Below are 18,567 nucleotides of genomic sequence, written 5' to 3' on the forward strand. Positions count from 1 at the left end.
CCGCCGCCGCCGAGAGCCGCGCCGAGCTGACCGCCGCCCGCGCCGCCGACGCGGCCACCGCCGCCGAGCGCGCCCACCGGGCCGAACGACGCACCGCCGAGGCGCTCGCGGCCGAGGAACGACTCGCCGAACTGCTCGGCCTGGCCGCCCGCCCCCGCCCCGGCATCCCCCAGCCGCGGCAGGACACCGACCGCGACCCCGCCGTCACGCCCGGGGCCTCCGACGCCGCCCTCACCCCCGAGGAGCTCGACCGCTTCGCCGACGAGCTGCGCGAGCTGCTCGACGACACCGTCTCCTCCGCCGAACGCCAGCTGTTCGACCTGCGCACCGCCGCCGCCGACGACTCCCGCATCCTCGGCGCCCTCGGCGACGGCGGACTGCTGCCGCCCGGCCCGGACGTGCTGGCCACCGTCGAGTTCCTCGGCGAGCACGGCATCCCCGCCCTGCCCGGCTGGCGCTACCTGGCGCAGGCCGTCGACCCCGCCGACCACGCGCGCGTGCTGGCCGCCCGGCCCGAGCTGGTCGACGGCGTGATCATCACCGACCCCGGATCGCACACCCGCGCCCGGGACGTCCTCGGCGACGCGGCCCTGCTGCCGCGCTCCGCGGTCGCCGTCGGCACCGCCGCCGCCCTGCTCGCGCCCACCCCCGCCCCCGGCTCCGGCGTCGAGGACGTCTTCCTCGTACCGCCGAACCCGGCCATGCACGACGAGCACGCCGCCGACGAGGAGCGGCAGGCCCTGCGCGCGCGGGCGGCGGAACGCGACGAGGAGATCCGCACGCTCGCCGCCCGGCTCGGCAAGGACCGGGAACTGGCGGCCCGGCTCGCCTCCTGGCGCACCGGCTGCCCCACCGGACACCTTGCCGAACTGGCCCGGGCCGCCGAGGAGGCGCGCGCCTTCGCCGAGGAGGCCGAGGCCGAGCTGACCGAGGCGCGCACCCTGCGGGCCGAGGCCGACGAGAGCGCCGCCGAGGCCATGCGGATGCGCGACGAGCGGCAGGAGACCGCGCAGAAGGCCCGCCGCGCCGCCGACGCCCTCGCCGGACTCGCCTTCCGGCTGCGCGAACGCGCCGGCTGGCAGGCCAGGCTGAGGGAACTCGCCGACGAGGCCGCCGAGGCCGAGGCCCGCGCACAGTCCTGTCTGGAGCGGGCCCGCGCCGCCGACGAGGACCGCCGCGCCGCCCAGCGCGCCGCCGACGACGCCCGTCGCACCGCCCGCGCGCTGCGCGCCGAGCGCTCCGAGATCGCGGGCGCCCCCGACGACGTACCCGAGGACGCGCCCGGGAACGGCACGGACGCGCCGAAGGCGTCCCTGCCGGACCTCCGCGAGGCCTACCGCGCCGCCTCCCAGGTGTACGAGAAGGTCGGCGTCGGTGCCGACCTGCGCGCCGAGCAGGCCCGCGCGGAGAGCGACGAGAGCGCCGCCCGCGCGGAGCTGGACCGGCTCAGCAACAAGGTCCGCACCCGCGCCGCCCAGCTCCTGGAGTCGCCCGACGGCTCCGACGGACCCTCCCGGCAGGCCGCCGCCGCCCGCGCCGAGGAGCTGGTACAGCTCCTGGAGACCCGCATGTCGGCCGCGAGCGAGCAGCTCGGCCGACTGCGCGGCGAGGCGGAGCGGCACGCGCCCGAGGACGGCGACGCCCACACCGAACTCCCCGAGGACCTGGTCCCGGCCGATGCCGAGCACGCCCAGGCCCTGCTGCGCACGGCCACCGCCGAACTCGCCTCCCGCACCGAGGCGCTGGCCCGGGCCCGCGACGCCCACGCCGAGCTGCTCGACGCGCACCGTGGAGCCGAGGACGCGGCCGGCGGCTTCGAGGAGATCGCCGCGATGCTCCGCGACCTGCTGCGCGACCCCGCGTCCGACGACGAGACGGAGGACTGCGAGCCCTACCCGGGGAACCTGGACGAAGCCCGGCAGACCGCCGCCGAGGCCCGCCGGGCGCTGCGCGGCTGCGCCGCCGACCTGTCCGCCGCCGAGGCGGCCGTCCGCGAGGCGAGCGACGTCCTCGTCCGGCACGCCAACTCCACGCGCTACGAACAGGTCCGCACCCCGGCACGGCAGCAGATCCGCGAGCTGCCCGCCTCCGCGCTGCCGGAGCACGCGGGCAAGTGGGCGGAGGCCTTCGCGCCCCGGCTCCGGGTCCTCACCGACGAGCTGGCCCAGCTGGAACGCAACCGCGACTCGATCGTGGACCGGCTGCGCGGCCTGGTCGAGTCCGCGCTCGCCACGCTCCGCTCCGCCCAGCGGCTCTCCCGGCTGCCGGAGGGGCTCGGCGAGTGGTCCGGGCAGGAGTTCCTGCGCATCCGCTTCGAGGAGCCCGACCAGGCCACCCTCACCGAGCGGCTGGGCGAGGTCGTCGACGAGGCGACCCGGGCGGCGGTGAAGAAGAACTCCGACCTGCGCCGCGACGGCATGTCCCTGCTGCTGCGCGGCGTCGCCGCCGCCCTGCAGCCCAAGGGCGTCGCCGTCGAGATCCTCAAGCCCGACGCCGTCCTGCGCGCCGAGCGCGTCCCCGTCGGACAGATGGGCGACGTCTTCTCCGGCGGCCAGCTGCTCACCGCGGCCATCGCCCTGTACTGCACGATGGCCGCGCTCCGCAGCAACGACCGGGGCCGCGACCGGCACCGGCACGCCGGCACCCTCTTCCTCGACAACCCCATCGGCCGCGCCAACGCCACCTACCTGCTGGAACTCCAGCGAGCCGTGTCCGACGCGCTCGGCGTGCAGCTCCTGTACACCACCGGCCTGTTCGACACGACCGCGCTGGCCGAGTTCCCGCTGGTCATCCGGCTGCGCAACGACGCCGACCTCCGGGCCGGCCTGAAGTACATCAGCGTGGAGGAGCACCTGCGGCCGGGACTGCCCCAGCAGGCCCCGGCCGGCGAGGGGGAAGCGGTGCACAGCGAGATCACGGCGACCCGCATGTACAGGCGGCCCGCCTCCGACCGGTCCCCTGCCTGACGGACCGCCCCGACCGGATCCGCGCACTTCCCGCCGATCGTCATCGTCGTGGCGCGCGGGTCGACGGTCACCAGGACCGGCCCCACCGAGCCGTCCGCCACCCGCAGGCCCTCGGCCCCGCTCGACCCGCAGCCGCGCGTCCAGCGGGGCCAGGGGGGTCTCGCCGAACGCCCCGCGGTTCGACGGCGCGGTCCCTCAGGAGTGCGACAGCTGCCCCGCGCGGCCCCGCCCGTGTATCCGCTCCTGAGCACGCTCGGCGGTCCGCGCCTGCCGCCGCGCCCGGCGCCGTTCGCGCCGCACGGCCCGCGCGGTGCTGCTCGGCACCGACACCACCCCGTGGCGCTGGTTCCAGACCTGACGTGTCACCCACACATCGAGCACGCCCCACGTGGCCACCACCGTGCCCGCCACGCTGCCGATCACCATCGGGAACGCCAGCCAGGATCCGGCCATCGTGCACAGGAAGGCCACCATCGCCAGGACCAGCGTCACGGCGACGACGAGCACCGCGCGCACGGCGGCCGTACGTACCGGATCGGGCAGGCGGCGTCGCCGCGCCGGCTCGTCCGTCCACAACTCCCGCTGGACGGACCCCGGTTCCCGCTCCGGGACCTCAACGGCACGCCCGGACGCCGGAATGCCGTGATCCGGTGCTCCGGGGCCCGTTCCCGCCGCCGCCTCCGGCGCCCTGCGCCGCTCCGCCGTGCCCATCACCATGTCACTCCCCACCGCCTGCAGACCGCTCACCCGTGTCCGAAGACCCGGCTCCCCTCTGGCTGCCCGGCTTGCGCCGCTTTACGCCGCCCGGAGGCGGGATGCGGCTCCTGTGACCGGTTCCGCCTCCGTCACGTCTGTGAAGAAGGACGAGCCACGGACCGTCAGGATTCCCGGAAATCACCTGCATGCGAAAAATTTCGGCCGATCCGCCCGCCACGGCGCACGACAGGCCCCACGCCGCCCGCAGGACCCGGGAGGCAATCTCCCGCAATGACCGGACAACTGCCCATCTCCGTTCGCCGGTGCGGAAGTTCGTCCTCCGGGCGGGTCTTCGAGTTACCTGCGCGTCAGTAGTAGGCTCGCGCCGTTTGTTGACGCACACGTGTACCCCCCGCCGGTGGGGGTCCAGCTGGGGGAGGCCATGCGCTTTCGCGGGAAGTCGATCCGCCGGAAGATCGTGGCGCTGCTTCTCGTGCCTCTGGTGTCCCTGACCACGATCTGGGCCTTCGCCACGGTCCTCACCGGTCGTGAGGCGGGCCGGCTGTTCAACGTGTCGACCCTCGTCGAACAGGTCGGTTACCCCGTGGAGGACACCGTCCGCGTCCTCCAGCAGGAACGCCGCCAGACCCTGGTCCACCTCGCCGACCCACGCGCCTCCGACGGTCTGACCGCCCTGCACCGCAGCCGCACCGCCACCGACGAGGCCGTCGCCGAGATCCGCCGCAACGCCGAGAACACCGACGTGCGCGACGCGCTCGACGCGGCGGAGGAAGACCGCCTGACCGCCGTCCTGGACGCCCTCGACGGCATCGACTCCCTGCGCCGCAGCGTCGAGGACGGCACCGTCGACCGCGCCCAGGCCCTCGTCCTCTACAACCGCCTGGTCGACCCCTGCCACGCGTTGCTCGCCAACCTCCACGTCGTCGACGACGTCGGCCTGGACAAGCAGTACCGCGCACTGGTCAACGTCTCCCGCGCCCGCGAACTGCTCTCCCGCGAGGACGCCCTGCTCGGATCCGCCCTGGTCACCGGCAGGCTCACCCGGAGCGAGACACGGGACGTCTCGGATCTCGCGGCGCAGCGCACCGTGCTGTACGAGAGCAACCTCCCGCTGCTGCCCGCCACGGAACGCGGCCGGTACGAGCGCTTCTGGAAGAACGCCTCCTCCGCCCCCCTGCGCGTCGCCGAGGAGGCGGCCGTCTCCACCGGGGACGGCGCGCCCCGCGGCGTCACCGCCAGAAGCTGGGACACCGCCGCCGGGAACGTCCTCGACGAGCTCGGCGACCTCGACGACGCCGCCGCCGACCGCTACCAGGACCGCGTCCGGCCGGTCGCGATGAACGTCATCACCAAGGCGGTCGTCGCCGGCGCGCTCGGCCTGATCGCCGTGCTGTTCTCCCTCTTCCTGTCCGTCCGCGTCGGCCGTGCCCTCATCCGCGACCTCAGGCAGCTGCGTCTGGAGGCCCACGAGGCGTCCGGCGTCCGCCTGCCCAGCGTCATGCGCCGCCTCTCGGCGGGCGAGCAGGTCGACGTCGAGACCGAGGTGCCGCGCCTGGAGTACGACAAGAACGAGATCGGCGAGGTCGGCCAGGCCCTCAACACCCTCCAGCGCGCCGCCGTGGAGGCCGCCGTCAAGCAGGCCGAGCTGCGCGCCGGGGTCTCCGAGGTGTTCGTCAACCTCGCCCGCCGCAGCCAGGTGCTGCTGCACAAGCAGCTCACCCTGCTCGACACCATGGAACGCCGGACCGAGGACACCGAGGAACTCGCCGACCTGTTCCGCCTGGACCACCTGACCACCCGCATGCGCCGGCACGCGGAGGGCCTGGTCATCCTCTCCGGCGCCGCCCCCTCCCGGCAGTGGCGCAAGCCCGTCCAGCTCATGGACGTCGTGCGGGCCGCCGTCGCCGAGGTCGAGGACTACGAGCGCATCGAGGTCCGCCGGCTGCCCCGCATCGCCGTCACCGGGCCGGCCGTCGCCGACCTCACCCACCTCGTGGCCGAACTCCTGGAGAACGCCACGGTGTTCTCGCCGCCGCACACCGCGGTACAGGTCCTGGGCGAGCGGGTCGCCAACGGCTTCACCCTGGAGATCCACGACCGCGGCCTCGGCATGGCGGCCGAAGCCCTCCTCGACGCCAACCTCCGGCTCGCCGAGACACCCGAGTTCGAGCTGTCCGACACCGACCGGCTCGGCCTGTTCGTCGTCAGCCGGCTCGCCCAGCGGCAGAACGTCCGGGTCTCCCTCCAGCCCTCCCCGTACGGCGGCACCACCGCCGTGGTCTTCGTCCCCGACGCGCTGCTCACCGACGACGCGCCCGACACCAACGGCGTCGGCTTCCGCCTCGACCGGCCGCAGCGGACCAAGGAGAAGGAACGGGAGGGGAACCGTCGTTCCGCCCTCGCGCACGTCCCCGTCCGGCTCCCGGGCCGGCCCGTCCCGCCGCTGGACGGGCCGGTCGAGCTCGAGGCGCCCGTCGACCTGGACACCCTCGACGACCTTCCCGGCGGGCTCGGCGACCAGGAAGGCGAGCGCGGCGGCCTCTTCCGCCCGCGCCGCTCCCTCGCCGCGGCGCAGGACGACACGCAACGCCCGGCCGACCCGGACGGGTTCCCCGTAGGCGCGGAACGGCCGGAGCGGTCCGGCGGCTCACGGCGGCCCGGTGCCGGGGACGACCCGGACACCCTGGTCCCGCTGCCCCGCCGCCGTACCCCCAAACTGGTCAGCTCGCACGGACGTCCCGTCCCCGAGCGAGGCGTCCGCGACCGCGCGGGCGACACGCCCGGGGCCGACACGGGGAGCCGGGCGGACCGGCAGGCGGAACCCGGTGAGCCCCCCGCGCTGTCCACCCGCCGCCGTCGGGAGGTCCCCGCCCCGCGCCCGGCCACCGACCGCGGACCCGACCGCGGACCCGGCCTCGAAGGCGACCGCGGACCCGACCGTGAGGCCGGCGGCGAGGACGGCCGCCCGGAGCCCGACGCGCTGCCGTCCCTCCCGTCCCGCCGCCGCGGCACACCCCGCGCGCACGGCGTCCTCCCGGCCGGCGACGGACCGGCCCGGGACCGCCACCCCGGCGAGTCGTCCGAGCCCTCCGCCCTCCCGAGCCGTACCCGGCCCGCCGAGCCCGCCCCGGACGCCCCGGACGACTCCGGGCCGGGCACCGACGGCAGCCCGCTGCCCCGGCGCGTGCGACAGGCCAGCCTGGCCCCCCAGCTCAAACGCAGCGCCGGACGGCCCGCCGAGGACCGGTCCGGTCCGGCCGACCGGGACGCCGAGGAGGTGCGCAGCCGCATGGCCTCGCTCCAGCGCGGATGGCAGCGCGGCCGCGAGGAGAACGCCGCGGGCGCCGACCCGTCCGACGGCGGACGAGCACAGACGTCACGACCACGGACGCCACAAGCGTCACCGACACCACGAGCACCGCACCGAACGACTGAGAACGACTAAGGGGGACGGTCGATGACCGCACCGAAGGCGACCGGCCACACCACGACCACGTCCGGGGAGCTCAACTGGCTCCTCGACGACCTGGTGGAGCGCGTCGCGAGCATCCGCAAGGCCGTCGTCCTGTCCGGCGACGGCCTGGCGACCGGGGCTTCCAAGGACCTGACCAGGGAGGACAGCGAGCACCTGGCGGCCGTGGCCTCCGGCTTCCACAGCCTCGCCAAGGGCGTGGGCCGCCACTTCGAGGCGGGCAGCGTCCGGCAGACGGTCGTCGAACTCGACGACGCCTTCCTGTTCGTCACGGCCGCCGGCGACGGCAGTTGCCTCGCCGTCCTGTCGGACGCCGACTCCGACGTCGGCCAGGTCGCCTACGAGATGACCCTCCTCGTCAAGCGGGTCGGCGTGCACCTGGGCACCGCCCCCCGCGCCGATCTGCCCTCGGGCGGGTAAGTGGGATGACATGAGCGCAGACGGTCAGGGAACACACCACTGGTTCGACGACGAGGCAGGCCCCGTCGTCCGTCCGTACGCCATGACGCGCGGCCGCACCAGCAGCGCGGCCCAGTACCGCCTCGACCTCATCGCGGTGGTGGTCCCGGAGCCCCACGCGGACGACCCGGAGGCGGACGTCACCCTCGCCCCGGAGCACGTGGAGATCGTCGGGCTGTGCCGGGACGCCCCGCAGACGGTCGCCGAACTCGCCGCCGGGCTCGACCTGCCCGTCGGCGTCGTACGCGTCCTGGTCGGAGACCTCGTCGACGCCGAACTCGTGCACGTGAACCGGCCGGTGCCCCCGGCCGAACTACCGGACGAGAACATTCTGCGCGACGTGATCAGCGGCCTGCGAGCACTGTGAAACGGCCCCGTGGGGACGCCGCGGCGGCCCACGGGCACGGTAAGGAGAAGAGATCGATGATCTTAGGGCGTTCCCAGCGCGGCAAGCCGCCGGTCGAGCCCGTCACGCTCAAGATCCTCGTGGCCGGCGGTTTCGGCGTGGGCAAGACCACCCTCGTCGGCGCGGTCAGCGAGATCAGACCGCTGCGCACCGAGGAACTGCTCACCGAGGCCGGGCGCCCCGTCGACGACGTCAGCGGTGTGGAGGGCAAGCACACCACCACCGTGGCGATGGACTTCGGCCGGATCACCCTGCGCGAGGACCTGGTGCTGTACCTGTTCGGCACTCCCGGGCAGGAGCGGTTCTGGTTCATGTGGGACGAGCTCTCCGAGGGCGCCCTCGGAGCCGTGGTCCTCGCCGACACCCGCCGCCTGGAGGACTGCTTCGCCGCCGTCGACTACTTCGAACGGCGCTCCATCCCCTTCCTCATCGGCGTCAACTGCTTCGAGGGTTCGGCCCGCTACCCGGCCGACACGGTCCGCCAGGCGCTCGACCTCGACCCCGACGTGCCGCTGGTGATGTGCGACGCCCGTGACAAGGAGTCGGTCAAGGAAGTCCTCGTCGGCGTCGTCCGGCACGCGATGGTCCAGGCGGCGGACCGACGCCGGCCCGTCGCCACCTGACCCCGCACCCGAACCGCCCCCCGCCCCGACCGCGCCGTGCTCCTGCGACCGGCCGAAGCGCTTCTCCACCGCCCCGCGCCAGTCGCGGTACCCGCGTTCCCGCACGGACGTATCCCTGGCGGGTGTCCCCCCGACGTCCCGCCGCCGGCGCGCCTCCGGTTCGTCCAGGCCGCTCCCCACGTCGGTGGTCGGTCCGGCCGCCTACGCCGCACCCCGGGGGCCACGGCGGGGTGCGGATGCCCGCCGAAGCCCCAGCCGGACGCGATCATCACCCACCCCGAGGCCCACGCCTCGCTGCACCCGCGGACACCCGGCCGACGGTTCCCGGCCGGACACTTCCCCCACCGAGCCCCCGCCTGATAGATGCAGGGGACATGACACGACTCTCCACCGCCGTACGCGGACTGGTCACCACCGTCGCCGCCCTGCTCGCCGTGACCACCGCCCCCGCCGCCGCCCAGGCCGCACCTGAGCCCAAGGCGCCCGAGGACTTCGTGGCCTTGAGAAGCGTCGACCCCACGATCATCCAGGAGATGCGCTACGCCACCCCGCACAACTTCGTCGGCGAGCGCATCGACGGCTACCGCCAGCCCTTGTGCATCCTCACCCGCCCCGCCGCCCAGGCCCTCCACCGGGCCCAGTCCCGGCTGCTGCACCAGGGCTACTCCCTCAAGGTGTACGACTGCTACCGGCCGCAACGCGCCGTCGACCACTTCGTCCGCTGGGCCGAGGACCTCGACGACCAGCGGATGAAAGCCGAGTTCTACCCGAACGTCGACAAGACCCGCCTGTTCGACGACGGTTACATCGCGGAGAAGTCCGGCCACAGCCGCGGCTCGACCATGGACCTCACGATCGTGAAGCTCCCCGCGAAGCCCACCCGCCCCTACCACCCCGGACAGCCACTGGTGCCCTGCTTCGCGCCCCAGGACCAGCGCTTCCCCGACAACTCCGTCGACATGGGCACCGGCTTCGACTGCTTCGACACCCTCTCGCACACCCTCGACCCCCGCGTCCAGGGCGCCCAGCGTGCCAACCGGCTGCTGCTGAAGAACACCCTGGAGGAGGCCGGCCTCGTCAACCTCCCCGAGGAGTGGTGGCACTTCACCTACAAGCCCGAGCCCCACCCGGACACCTACTTCGACTTCCCGGTCTCCGCCAAGTCGCTGTCCGGCCGCCACTGAGCCGCCCGCCGGAGCCGCCCCCTCCGTGATCGGATACAGTCCGCCGCGTGTCCGAAACTCATACCTCCGTTCCCAACTCCGCGCCGGACTCCCACTGTTCGTGCTGCGGAACGCCCTACGGAGAGGGCGTCTCCGGCTGGCCCCGCACCTGCCCGGCGTGCGGCACCACGGCCTACCGCAACCCGTTGCCGGTAGCGGTCGCCCTCCAGCCCGTGTACGACACCAAGGGCACCGCCCTGGTCGTCATCACCCGAACCGTGGCCCCCGCGCGCGGGGGCGTCGCCCTGCCCGGCGGCTTCATCGACGACCGGGAGGACTGGCGGCAGGCCGTCGTCCGCGAACTCGAGGAGGAGACGGGCATCGAGGCGGCGAGCCGCGACGTACGACTCGCCGACGCCATGAGCTCGCCCGACGGCCACCTGCTGCTCTTCGGACTCCTCCCGGAGCGGCCCGCCGAGAACCTCCCGCCGTCCGCCGCCACCGACGAGACGGAAGGGTGGCACCTCCTGCGCCGGGCCGAGGAGCTCGCCTTCCCCCTCCACACCCGGGCCGTGCGGGCCTTCTTCGAGGGCCGCTACATCTGAGCCGGCTCCTCCGCCCGCCCACGGACGCGCACCGGTCGGGACGGCGCACCCGCGCCGTCCTCGCCCTCCCGCTCCACGACCACCCGCAGGCCCTCCCAGCGGACGGCGTACCGCTCGGTCTCCGGTTCCTCCCAGCCGTCGCCCGCGTCCGGCACCACCGGCCCGCCCCCGGCCCGCCCCCGGGCGGGCGCCCACACCTCCAGCTCCACCCCGCCGTCCTCCCCGCGCACGGGCACCACCGCCCCCGCGCGCGCGAACACCGGGATCCGGCCCGGCGGAGCATCGACGAACACCCGCGCCGACCCCTCGTACGCCCGCTCCGTCACCGTGTCGTACCAGCGCCCCGGCGGCAGCCGCACCGTCCGCCCGTCCACACCGGGGTCCAGCACCGGCGCCACCAGCAGGCAGTCACCCAGCAGGAAGGCGTCCTCGCAGTCCCGCAACGCCCGGTCCTCCGGCGCCGACCACCACAGCGGCCGCACACAGGGCGCACCCGTACGCCGGGCCAGATGCGCCAGCGTCACGAAGTACGGCAGCAGCCGCCGCCGTTCCACCAACGCCACGCGCGCGTGCTCCAGCACCTCCGCACCGAACTCCCACGGCTCCCGGGAACCCTCCCGCGCACCCCCGTACGCACGGAACAGCGGCAGGTACGCGGCCAGCCGGAACCACCGCAGATACAGCTCCGGCGACGGCTCCCCGCCGAACCCGCCCACGTCCGGCCCCGAGAACGGCACCCCGCACAGCCCGAGCCCCATCACCAGCGCCAGCGACGCCCGCAGCCCCGGCCAGCCCGAAGCCACCTCCCCCGTCCACGCACCGCCGTACCGCTGCATCCCGGCCCACCCCGAGCGCGACAGCACGAACGGCCGCTCCTCGGGCACCAGCTCCCGCAGACCTTCGTACCCGGCCCTGGCCATGCACAACGCGTACACGTTGTGCGCCTCCCGGTGGTCACCACCGCGCCCCTCCAGCCGGTGCCGCGCCGAACGGGGCAGCGTCGGCTCCCCGAACGCGGCGAACGAGACCGGCTCGTTCCCCTCGTGCCGGAACCCAGCGAACCCCCGCTCCAGCCGCTCCGCGCAGAGCCCGCCCCACCACGCCCGCACGCGTGCGTCCGTGAAGTCCGGGAACACCACGTCCCCGGCCCGCCCCACACCCCGCACGACCGGCCCGGCGGCACCCCGCACGAACACGTCCGCATCCGTCCCGCCGTCGTACGCGGCATGCCCGGACACGGCCGGGATCCCGGGCTCGACGACCGACACCAGCCGGATCCCGTCCCGCCGCAGCTCCTCGGCGAGGTCCGGCAGCTTCGGGAACCGCTCCTCGCCGACGGTGGACCCCCGGCGGGCACCGAGGCGGCCGACGTCCAGATGCACGGCGTCGACCGGCAGATCACGTTCCCGGTAGCCGGCGACGACCCGCCGCAGCTCCTGCTCGTCTTCGACGCCACGCCGCGCGTGGTGGTGACCGAGCACCCACGCGGGCGGCAGCGCCGGAGCGCCGGTCAGCGAAGCCCAGGCGAGCAGCACGCGCGCGGGGGTGCCCACCATGACCCAGCAGCGCAGCGGACCCCCGTCCATCCGCAGCACGCTCCTGCCGGGACGGTCGTGCCCCGACCCGGCGCCCTCCTCGCCCTCCCGCAAGGTCACCGAACCGTCCCACGCGTTGTCGTGGAACACCAGGTGCGTCCCCGCGTCGGCCACCACCAGCTGCACCGGCATCGCGACGGACGGCGGCGCGTCACCCGGAACGGAGCCGGCCGGTCCGGAACCCGTGTTCCACAACCGGTACGTGCCGTCGCGCAGCCGGGGCCCCGAGGCCCACCCGCCCAGCCCGAAGAACCGGGCGTCCGCCGCCACCTCCGACCGCTGCGTCCAGCGCGCGGCACCACCGCCCGCCGGCTCCCACCACCGGGGAGGCAGCTCACGCCGCAGGACCACACCACCCGGAGTACGCACCTCCACCGTGCCGTGCCGCGACACGGCCACCGTCACCCGCTCGGCCACCACCCGCCGGCCGCCGTCCTTGTCCGGCTCCAGCACCGCCCGCGGATCCGGCTCCGGACAGCGGCCCGCCAACGCGTACGACGGCTCCGGCGCCGCCCCGTCCCAGCCCCAGAACACCGCCCCGTTCACGGCGACGAGGATCCGCAACTCCGAACGGCCGAACCGGATCACACCGCCCCCGGGCCCGGGCTCCACCTCCCGCACGACCCCCGGCACCCGCGCCCGCTCCGCCCCGCGCGGCGGCAGTCCCGCGGCGTCCGCACGCCGCCTGCGCCACGCCGCCCGTACGGTACGCAACCCCTGTGCCGATCCCGCGGAACCGAACGCCTTCATCGAACACACCAGGTCACGACCGTCCATGCCGATCACCCTGCCACCGGCGGGCCTCCGCGCGGGTCGCGTTCAACTGCCGTTCACCCGTGACAGGACCACATCTTCACGACACCGGCTATGTGGGGCGCACCCTGGTGCGGAAGTCGATCACATGGCATCGTCCGTGTCAGCCGCGTCACGCGCACACCCCAGCCCGTGCGCGGAGGACGCACACGACGCGCACAGTCCGGGAGCCGCCCCATGTCGACCATGAACCCCCAGCCGCTCTGGCAGCCAGATCCGCAGCGCATCACCCAGGCACGGATCACCAGGTTCCAGACCTGGGCAGCAGCCCACCACGGCGCCCCCGCCGAAGGCGGTTACGCCGCCCTGCACCGCTGGTCCGTCGACGAGCTGGACACCTTCTGGAAAGCCGTCACGGAATGGTTCGACGTACGCTTCTCGACCCCCTACGCACGCGTACTGGGCGACCGCTCGATGCCCGGCGCCCAGTGGTTCCCCGGCGCCACCCTGAACTACGCCGAGCACGCCCTGCGCGCCGCCTCCACCCGCGCGGACGAACCGGCCCTGCTGTACGTCGACGAGACCCACGAGACGAGCCCCGTCACCTGGTCGGAACTGCGCCGCCAGGTCGGCTCCCTCGCCGCCGGACTGCGCGCCCTCGGCGTCCGCCCCGGCGACCGCGTCAGCGGCTACCTGCCGAACATCCCCCAGGCCGTCACCGCCCTCCTCGCCACCGCAGCCGTCGGCGCCGTCTGGACCTCCTGCGCCCCCGACTTCGGCGCCCGCAGCGTCCTGGACCGCTTCCAGCAGGTCGAACCCGTCGTCCTGTTCACCGTCGACGGCTACCGCTACGGCGGCAAGGAGCACGACCGCCGCGACACCGTTGCCGAACTCCGCCGCGACCTGCCCACCCTGCGCGCCGTCGTCCACATCCCGCTCCTCGGCACCGAGGCCCCCGAGGGCGCACTCGAATGGGACGCCCTCACGGCCGCGCACACGGACCCCGTCTTCGAGCAGGTCCCCTTCGACCACCCCCTCTGGGTGCTCTACTCCTCCGGCACCACCGGCCTGCCCAAGGCCATCGTCCAGTCCCAGGGCGGCATCCTCGTCGAACACCTCAAACAGCTCGGCCTGCACTGCGACCTCGGCCCCGAGGACCGCTTCTTCTGGTACACCTCGACCGGCTGGATGATGTGGAACTTCCTCGTCTCCGGCCTGCTCACCGGCACCACGATCGTCCTCTACGACGGCAGCCCCGGCTTCCCCGGCACGGACGCCCAGTGGCGCATCGCCGAACGCACCGGCGCCACCCTCTTCGGCACCTCCGCCGCCTACGTCATGGCCTGCCGCAAGGCGGACGTGCACCCGGGCCGCGACCTGGACCTCTCCCGAATCCAGTGCGTCGCCACCACCGGCTCCCCGCTGCCGCCCGACGGCTTCCGCTGGCTGCACGACGAGGTACGCGAGGACCTGTGGATCGCCTCCGTCAGCGGCGGCACCGACGTGTGCTCCTGCTTCGCGGGCGCCGTCCCCACCCTCCCCGTGCACATCGGTGAGCTCCAGGCCCCCTGCCTGGGCACCGACCTCCAGTCCTGGGACCCAGACGGCGAACCCCTCACCGACGAGGTCGGCGAGCTCGTCGTCACCAACCCCATGCCCTCGATGCCGGTCCGCTTCTGGAACGACCCCGACGGCAGCCGCTACCACGACAGCTACTTCGACACCTACCCCGGCGTCTGGCGGCACGGCGACTGGATCACCCTCACCTCCCGAGGCTCCGTCGTCATCCACGGCCGCTCCGACTCCACCCTCAACCGGCAGGGCGTCCGCATGGGCTCGGCCGACATCTACGAGGCCGTCGAACGGCTCCCCGAGATCAAGGAGTCCCTCGTCATCGGCGTCGAACAGCCCGACGGCGGCTACTGGATGCCCCTCTTCGTGCACCTGGCCCCCGGGACCGCCCTCGACGACACCCTGCGGACGCGGATCAAGCAGACCATCCGCGAACAGCTCTCCCCGCGCCACGTCCCCGACGAGATCATCGAGGTGCCGGGCGTCCCGCACACCCTCACCGGCAAACGCATCGAGGTCCCCGTCAAGCGCCTCCTCCAGGGCACCCCGCTGGAGAAGGCCGTCAACCCCGGTTCCATCGACAATCTCGACCTCCTCCACTTCTACGAGGACCTGGCCCGCAAACGCTCCTGACCAGGCCCTCGCGGGCCGGCCGCCTGCGCGACGGCGGCCGGCCCACACCCGTGCCCGCCCCCGTTGTCAGTGCCCCCGGTTACGGTGAGTGAGCATTGATCGACCGCGCACAGGGGGAAGACATGGCGCACACCGACCAGACGATGCGACGCGTCCTGCACCGCGAGATCGCCGGCACCATCGGACTGCTCACCGACGAGCACGACTTCCGCGCCATGCGGCGCTACCGCAGCTTCACCTTCGACGACCACGCCGCCTACCTGAGGCAGGTGGAAGCCCTGCTCAGGACACGAGCCTCCCAGGGCTCCCACACCACGATCGCCCTCTTCGACCCCGAGGACTACGCCGAGTTCTGCTCGACGGCCGGCCTCGACCCCGACCTCCCCGCCACCCGCGCCCGGTTCACCGCCGAACTCGCCGCCACCGGACCCACCGTCCCCTATGACGGGCGGCCCCTCGCCGACCTGGTCCCCACCCTCGTCGACGAAGCCGTCCGCCAGGCCACCTGGGAGTACGCGTCCACCCTGCTGGCACGCCTCGGCACCTGCGCCACCTGCGGCGAGGACCTCGGCCGCGCCGCGTTCACCCGCGCCTCGCGCCTCCTGACGCGCATCGTGGAAACAGCCCCGGCGGGCCACCGACACCTGGTCTGCAGCGTCTCGACCACACCGGAAGCCCTCACCTCCGTCCTCCACGCCGACGACGACACCGACGGCACACCCCGGCTGGACCAGACCGACGCCCTGGAATTCACCGCGGTCCTGGCTCTCGGCCTCGCCACCCACACCCCCGGCGGCCTCGTCATGCGGACCAGCGCCCCCGGCAGCCCCGACCGCATCTACGGCTGGCGCCTGCGCGGACACGGCCTCGTTCCCCTCACCGCCGGCGAGGTCTTCGACGCCTACTGCACCGACGCCGAGTCCGGCGACCTCATCTCCCCGGAATCCAACGTCGACTACTGCGCACCACCCGACCTCGGAGACGACACCGCCGCGCCGGGGCACCGCCACTGAAACGCGAGGGGCGCCCCACCCGAAGGTGGAGCGCCCCTCACCACAGCGACGCCGACGGCCTCGCCGGACCCCTACTCGCCGGACAGCACCGCCTGAGCCGCGTCGCGCGCCTCCTCGGCACTGTCCGCCGCGCGCGCGGCCGCCGCAGCCCGCTCGCACTGCGCCAGCGTGAACTTCGCCAGCGTGGCCCGCACGTAGGGGAGCGACGCCGCACCCATGGACAGAGAGGTGACGCCCAGGCCCGTCAGCACACACGCGAGCAGCGGGTCCGACGCGGCCTCACCGCAGACACCGCAGCTCTTGCCCTCGGCCTTCGCCGCCTCGGCGGCCAGCGCGACCAGGTCCAGCAGCGCGGGCTGCCACGGATCCTGCAGCCGCGACACCGCGCCCACCTGACGGTCGGCGGCGAAGGTGTACTGCGCGAGGTCGTTCGTCCCCAGCGACAGGAACTCGACCTCCCGGAGGATCGAGCGCGCCCGCAGCGCGGCCGACGGGATCTCCACCATCGCACCGAACTTCGCCCGCAGCCCGGCCTCACGGCACGCGTCCGCGAACGCCTTGGCGTCCGCACGGTCCGCGACCATCGGGGCCATGACCTCGAGGTGGACCGGCAGACCCTCCGCCGCCTTCGCCAGCGCCGTCAGCTGCGTCCGCAGCACCTCCGGGTGGTCGAGCAGCGTCCGCAGCCCCCGCACGCCCAGCGCCGGGTTCGGTTCGTCGGCCGGGGTGAGGAAGTCCAGCGGCTTGTCCGCGCCCGCGTCCAGCACCCGCACGACGACCCGGCCCTCCGGGAACGCCTCCAGCACCTGCCGGTAGGCGGTGACCTGCTTCTCCTCGGACGGCGCGTTCTTGCTGTCGTCGAGGAAGAGGAACTCGGTACGGAACAGACCGACGCCCTCCGCACCCGCCTCCACCGCGGCGGGCACGTCGGCGGGACCACCCACGTTGGCCAGCAGCGGCACCTTGTGACCGTCGGACGTCGCACCCGGACCGGTCGAGGCGGCCAGCGCGGCCTTGCGCTCGGCGGCCTCCGCCTCCATCTGCGCCTTCTTCTCCGCACTGGGGTTCACGAAGATCTCGCCGGTGCTGCCGTCCACCGCGATCACCGTGCCCTCGGGAAGCTCACCGGCGCCCGGCAGCGCCACCACGGCCGGCACGCCCAGCGCCCGCGCCAGGATCGCGCTGTGGCTGGTCGGCCCGCCCTCCTCGGTGACGAACCCGAGCACCAGCGTCGGGTCGAGCAGCGCCGTGTCGGCAGGCGCCAGGTCACGCGCGATGAGCACGTACGGCTCGTCACTGTCGGGCACGCCCGGCATCGGCACCCCGAGCAGGCGGGCGACGATGCGGTTCCGCACGTCGTCGAGGTCCGCGACCCGGCCGGCCAGGTACTCACCGGCGCCGGCCAGCAGGGCACGATAAGCAGCGAAGGCGTCGTACACCGCGCGCTCGGCCGTGCTGCCGACGGCGATCCGCCGTTCCACGTCCGCCATCAGCTCGGGGTCCTGGGCCATCATGGCCTGCGCCTCGAGCACCGCCTGGGCTTCGCCCCCCGCCAGATTGCCGCGCGCCACCAGGTCGGCCGCCACAGCCTCCACAGCCTTACGGGCGCGCCCCTGCTCGCGCTCCGCGTCCTCCGCCGGGATCTGCTTGGCAGGCGGCTCGAGCACCGCCGTCCCCATGTGCCGAACCTCGCCGATCGCCACACCGTGGCTGACACCGACGCCTCGCAGCGTTGTCTCCATCTCACCCGTCCCGATAATGCGGCGGGTCCCGCCGCCGCGGTGGTTGTCCTGCCAGCCGTCCTACGACGGCGTTGTCGTCACTTCCAGAGGAAGAGGCTTTCGCCGGCCTTCACTTCGCCGTCCTCACGGAGATCGACGAGCGCCTCGGCCGTCGCCTCGAGGGCCACGACCGGGCAGACCGGGGACTTGCCGGCGGCTTCGACGGCCGCAGGGTCCCAGCGCACCACGGCCTGCCCGCGCACGACGGTGTCGCCCTTGTTCACCAGCAGCTCGAAACCCTCGCCGTTCAGCTGCACGGTGTCGATGCCGAGGTGGGTCAGTACACCGTGACCACTGTCGTCGACCACGACGAACGCGTGCGGGTGCAGGGACACGATGACCCCGTCCACGGGAGCGACCGCCTCGGAAGGCTCCCGGACGGGATCGATGGCGGTACCCGGGCCGACCATGGCCCCGGAGAAGACCGGATCCGGCACGGCGGCCAGTCCGATGGCGCGTCCTGCCAGCGGGGACGAGACGGTGGTCATGGGAAGCCTCCCGGTGATGGAGATCTGTACGGGCCGTCACTGCCTGTCCCGGACGGCACACTGTGCAGCAGGGTATGTCATAGGAAGTACCGGTTCCGCACGAGTGTTCCGAATAGAGGTCTAGACCACAGTCCTCAGTGATTTGCACCCGTTCCGCGGACCCGTGTACAGTCGTAACTCCTGCTTGAGACTGAGCGGCGCCAAGCTGGCGTGCTCATCGGGCAGGCACCCAACTCATCAGATCCTATCTTCGGATCACCTTCTGCGTGCCCGCAGGACGGTGGTCAGAGGGACCGGAAAAGCCTGATAGTGTTGGAAACA

General features: G+C 73.7%; 12 protein-coding genes and 1 pseudogene. 9 read left to right on the forward strand and 4 right to left on the reverse strand.

Going from position 1 to position 18,567, the window contains the following annotated elements; genetic code table 11:
• Positions 1 to 2,966 (forward strand): annotated as a pseudogene (locus tag JHAT_RS31905) (hypothetical protein); the annotation flags it as partial.
• Positions 2,967 to 3,161: 195 nt separating this feature from the next.
• Here the strand turns inward: JHAT_RS31905 and JHAT_RS31910 are convergent.
• A complete protein-coding gene (locus JHAT_RS31910; RefSeq protein ID WP_077801772.1) occupies positions 3,162 to 3,683 on the reverse strand; it encodes a hypothetical protein in 522 nt (173 codons plus the stop codon).
• Positions 3,684 to 4,104: 421 nt separating this feature from the next.
• On the opposite strand from JHAT_RS31910, the gene JHAT_RS31915 reads away from it, so the two are divergent.
• From JHAT_RS31915 to JHAT_RS31940, 6 genes are all read left to right on the forward strand, one after another.
• Positions 4,105 to 7,128: a nitrate- and nitrite sensing domain-containing protein gene (locus JHAT_RS31915; protein WP_077801782.1), complete on the forward strand. Its 3,024-nt coding sequence runs from the start codon at positions 4,105 to 4,107 to the stop codon at positions 7,126 to 7,128.
• 12 nt (positions 7,129 to 7,140) lie between these two features.
• Complete coding sequence (locus JHAT_RS31920; protein WP_077801773.1) at positions 7,141 to 7,575, forward strand: roadblock/LC7 domain-containing protein; 435 nt, start codon at positions 7,141 to 7,143, stop codon at positions 7,573 to 7,575.
• Between the two features lie 10 nt (positions 7,576 to 7,585).
• Positions 7,586 to 7,981: a DUF742 domain-containing protein gene (locus JHAT_RS31925; RefSeq protein WP_077801774.1), complete on the forward strand. Its 396-nt coding sequence runs from the start codon at positions 7,586 to 7,588 to the stop codon at positions 7,979 to 7,981.
• Positions 7,982 to 8,037: 56 nt separating this feature from the next.
• On the forward strand, positions 8,038 to 8,643 hold the full coding sequence (locus JHAT_RS31930; RefSeq protein WP_077801775.1) for an ATP/GTP-binding protein: 606 nt from the start codon (positions 8,038 to 8,040) through the stop codon (positions 8,641 to 8,643).
• A gap of 374 nt (positions 8,644 to 9,017) precedes the next feature.
• Positions 9,018 to 9,827, forward strand: a complete 810-nt coding sequence (locus JHAT_RS31935) for a M15 family metallopeptidase (protein ID WP_077801776.1) — start codon at positions 9,018 to 9,020, stop codon at positions 9,825 to 9,827.
• A 47-nt stretch (positions 9,828 to 9,874) separates the two neighbouring features.
• Positions 9,875 to 10,411 carry an NUDIX domain-containing protein gene (locus JHAT_RS31940; protein WP_077801777.1) on the forward strand — a complete coding sequence of 179 codons (537 nt, stop codon included), beginning with the start codon at positions 9,875 to 9,877 and terminating at the stop codon, positions 10,409 to 10,411.
• On the opposite strand, the gene JHAT_RS31945 is transcribed toward JHAT_RS31940, so the two are convergent.
• Positions 10,402 to 12,783 carry a glycoside hydrolase family 31 protein gene (locus JHAT_RS31945; protein WP_077801783.1) on the reverse strand — a complete coding sequence of 794 codons (2,382 nt, stop codon included), beginning with the start codon at positions 12,781 to 12,783 and terminating at the stop codon, positions 10,402 to 10,404. The genes JHAT_RS31940 and JHAT_RS31945 overlap by 10 nt on opposite strands.
• 213 nt (positions 12,784 to 12,996) lie before the next feature.
• Here JHAT_RS31945 and JHAT_RS31950 point away from each other — a divergent pair, with 213 nt between their 5' ends.
• Both JHAT_RS31950 and JHAT_RS31955 read left to right on the forward strand, forming a co-directional pair.
• Positions 12,997 to 14,964 (forward strand): acetoacetate--CoA ligase, encoded by a 1,968-nt coding sequence (locus JHAT_RS31950; protein ID WP_077801778.1) that lies wholly within the window; start codon positions 12,997 to 12,999, stop codon positions 14,962 to 14,964.
• A gap of 122 nt (positions 14,965 to 15,086) precedes the next feature.
• Positions 15,087 to 15,977, forward strand: coding sequence for a hypothetical protein (locus tag JHAT_RS31955; RefSeq protein WP_077801779.1), 891 nt, complete (start codon positions 15,087 to 15,089; stop codon positions 15,975 to 15,977).
• A 71-nt stretch (positions 15,978 to 16,048) separates the two neighbouring features.
• On the opposite strand, the gene ptsP is transcribed toward JHAT_RS31955, so the two are convergent.
• Both ptsP and JHAT_RS31965 read right to left on the reverse strand, forming a co-directional pair.
• Entirely contained in the window at positions 16,049 to 17,719 is a 1,671-nt protein-coding gene (gene ptsP, locus JHAT_RS31960) for a phosphoenolpyruvate--protein phosphotransferase (protein ID WP_077801780.1), read from the reverse strand.
• Between the two features lie 77 nt (positions 17,720 to 17,796).
• Positions 17,797 to 18,246 carry a PTS glucose transporter subunit IIA gene (locus tag JHAT_RS31965; protein ID WP_077801781.1) on the reverse strand — a complete coding sequence of 150 codons (450 nt, stop codon included), beginning with the start codon at positions 18,244 to 18,246 and terminating at the stop codon, positions 17,797 to 17,799.
• Between the last annotated feature and the right edge of the window lie 321 nt (positions 18,247 to 18,567).

The organism is Streptomyces sp. JHA26 (assembly GCF_002005565.1).
Classification (GTDB): Bacteria; Actinomycetota; Actinomycetes; order Streptomycetales; family Streptomycetaceae; genus Streptomyces.

Coding starts and splice junctions, on each gene's coding strand:
- JHAT_RS31910 (WP_077801772.1), bottom strand. CDS start 3,683: ATGGTGATGGGCACGGCGGAGCGGCGCAGGGCGCCGGAGGCGGCGGCG.
- JHAT_RS31915 (WP_077801782.1), top strand. CDS start 4,105: ATGCGCTTTCGCGGGAAGTCGATCCGCCGGAAGATCGTGGCGCTGCTT.
- JHAT_RS31920 (WP_077801773.1), top strand. CDS start 7,141: ATGACCGCACCGAAGGCGACCGGCCACACCACGACCACGTCCGGGGAG.
- JHAT_RS31925 (WP_077801774.1), top strand. CDS start 7,586: ATGAGCGCAGACGGTCAGGGAACACACCACTGGTTCGACGACGAGGCA.
- JHAT_RS31930 (WP_077801775.1), top strand. CDS start 8,038: ATGATCTTAGGGCGTTCCCAGCGCGGCAAGCCGCCGGTCGAGCCCGTC.
- JHAT_RS31935 (WP_077801776.1), top strand. CDS start 9,018: ATGACACGACTCTCCACCGCCGTACGCGGACTGGTCACCACCGTCGCC.
- JHAT_RS31945 (WP_077801783.1), bottom strand. CDS start 12,783: ATGGACGGTCGTGACCTGGTGTGTTCGATGAAGGCGTTCGGTTCCGCG.
- JHAT_RS31950 (WP_077801778.1), top strand. CDS start 12,997: ATGTCGACCATGAACCCCCAGCCGCTCTGGCAGCCAGATCCGCAGCGC.
- JHAT_RS31955 (WP_077801779.1), top strand. CDS start 15,087: ATGGCGCACACCGACCAGACGATGCGACGCGTCCTGCACCGCGAGATC.
- ptsP (WP_077801780.1), bottom strand. CDS start 17,719: ATGGAGACAACGCTGCGAGGCGTCGGTGTCAGCCACGGTGTGGCGATC.
- JHAT_RS31965 (WP_077801781.1), bottom strand. CDS start 18,246: ATGACCACCGTCTCGTCCCCGCTGGCAGGACGCGCCATCGGACTGGCC.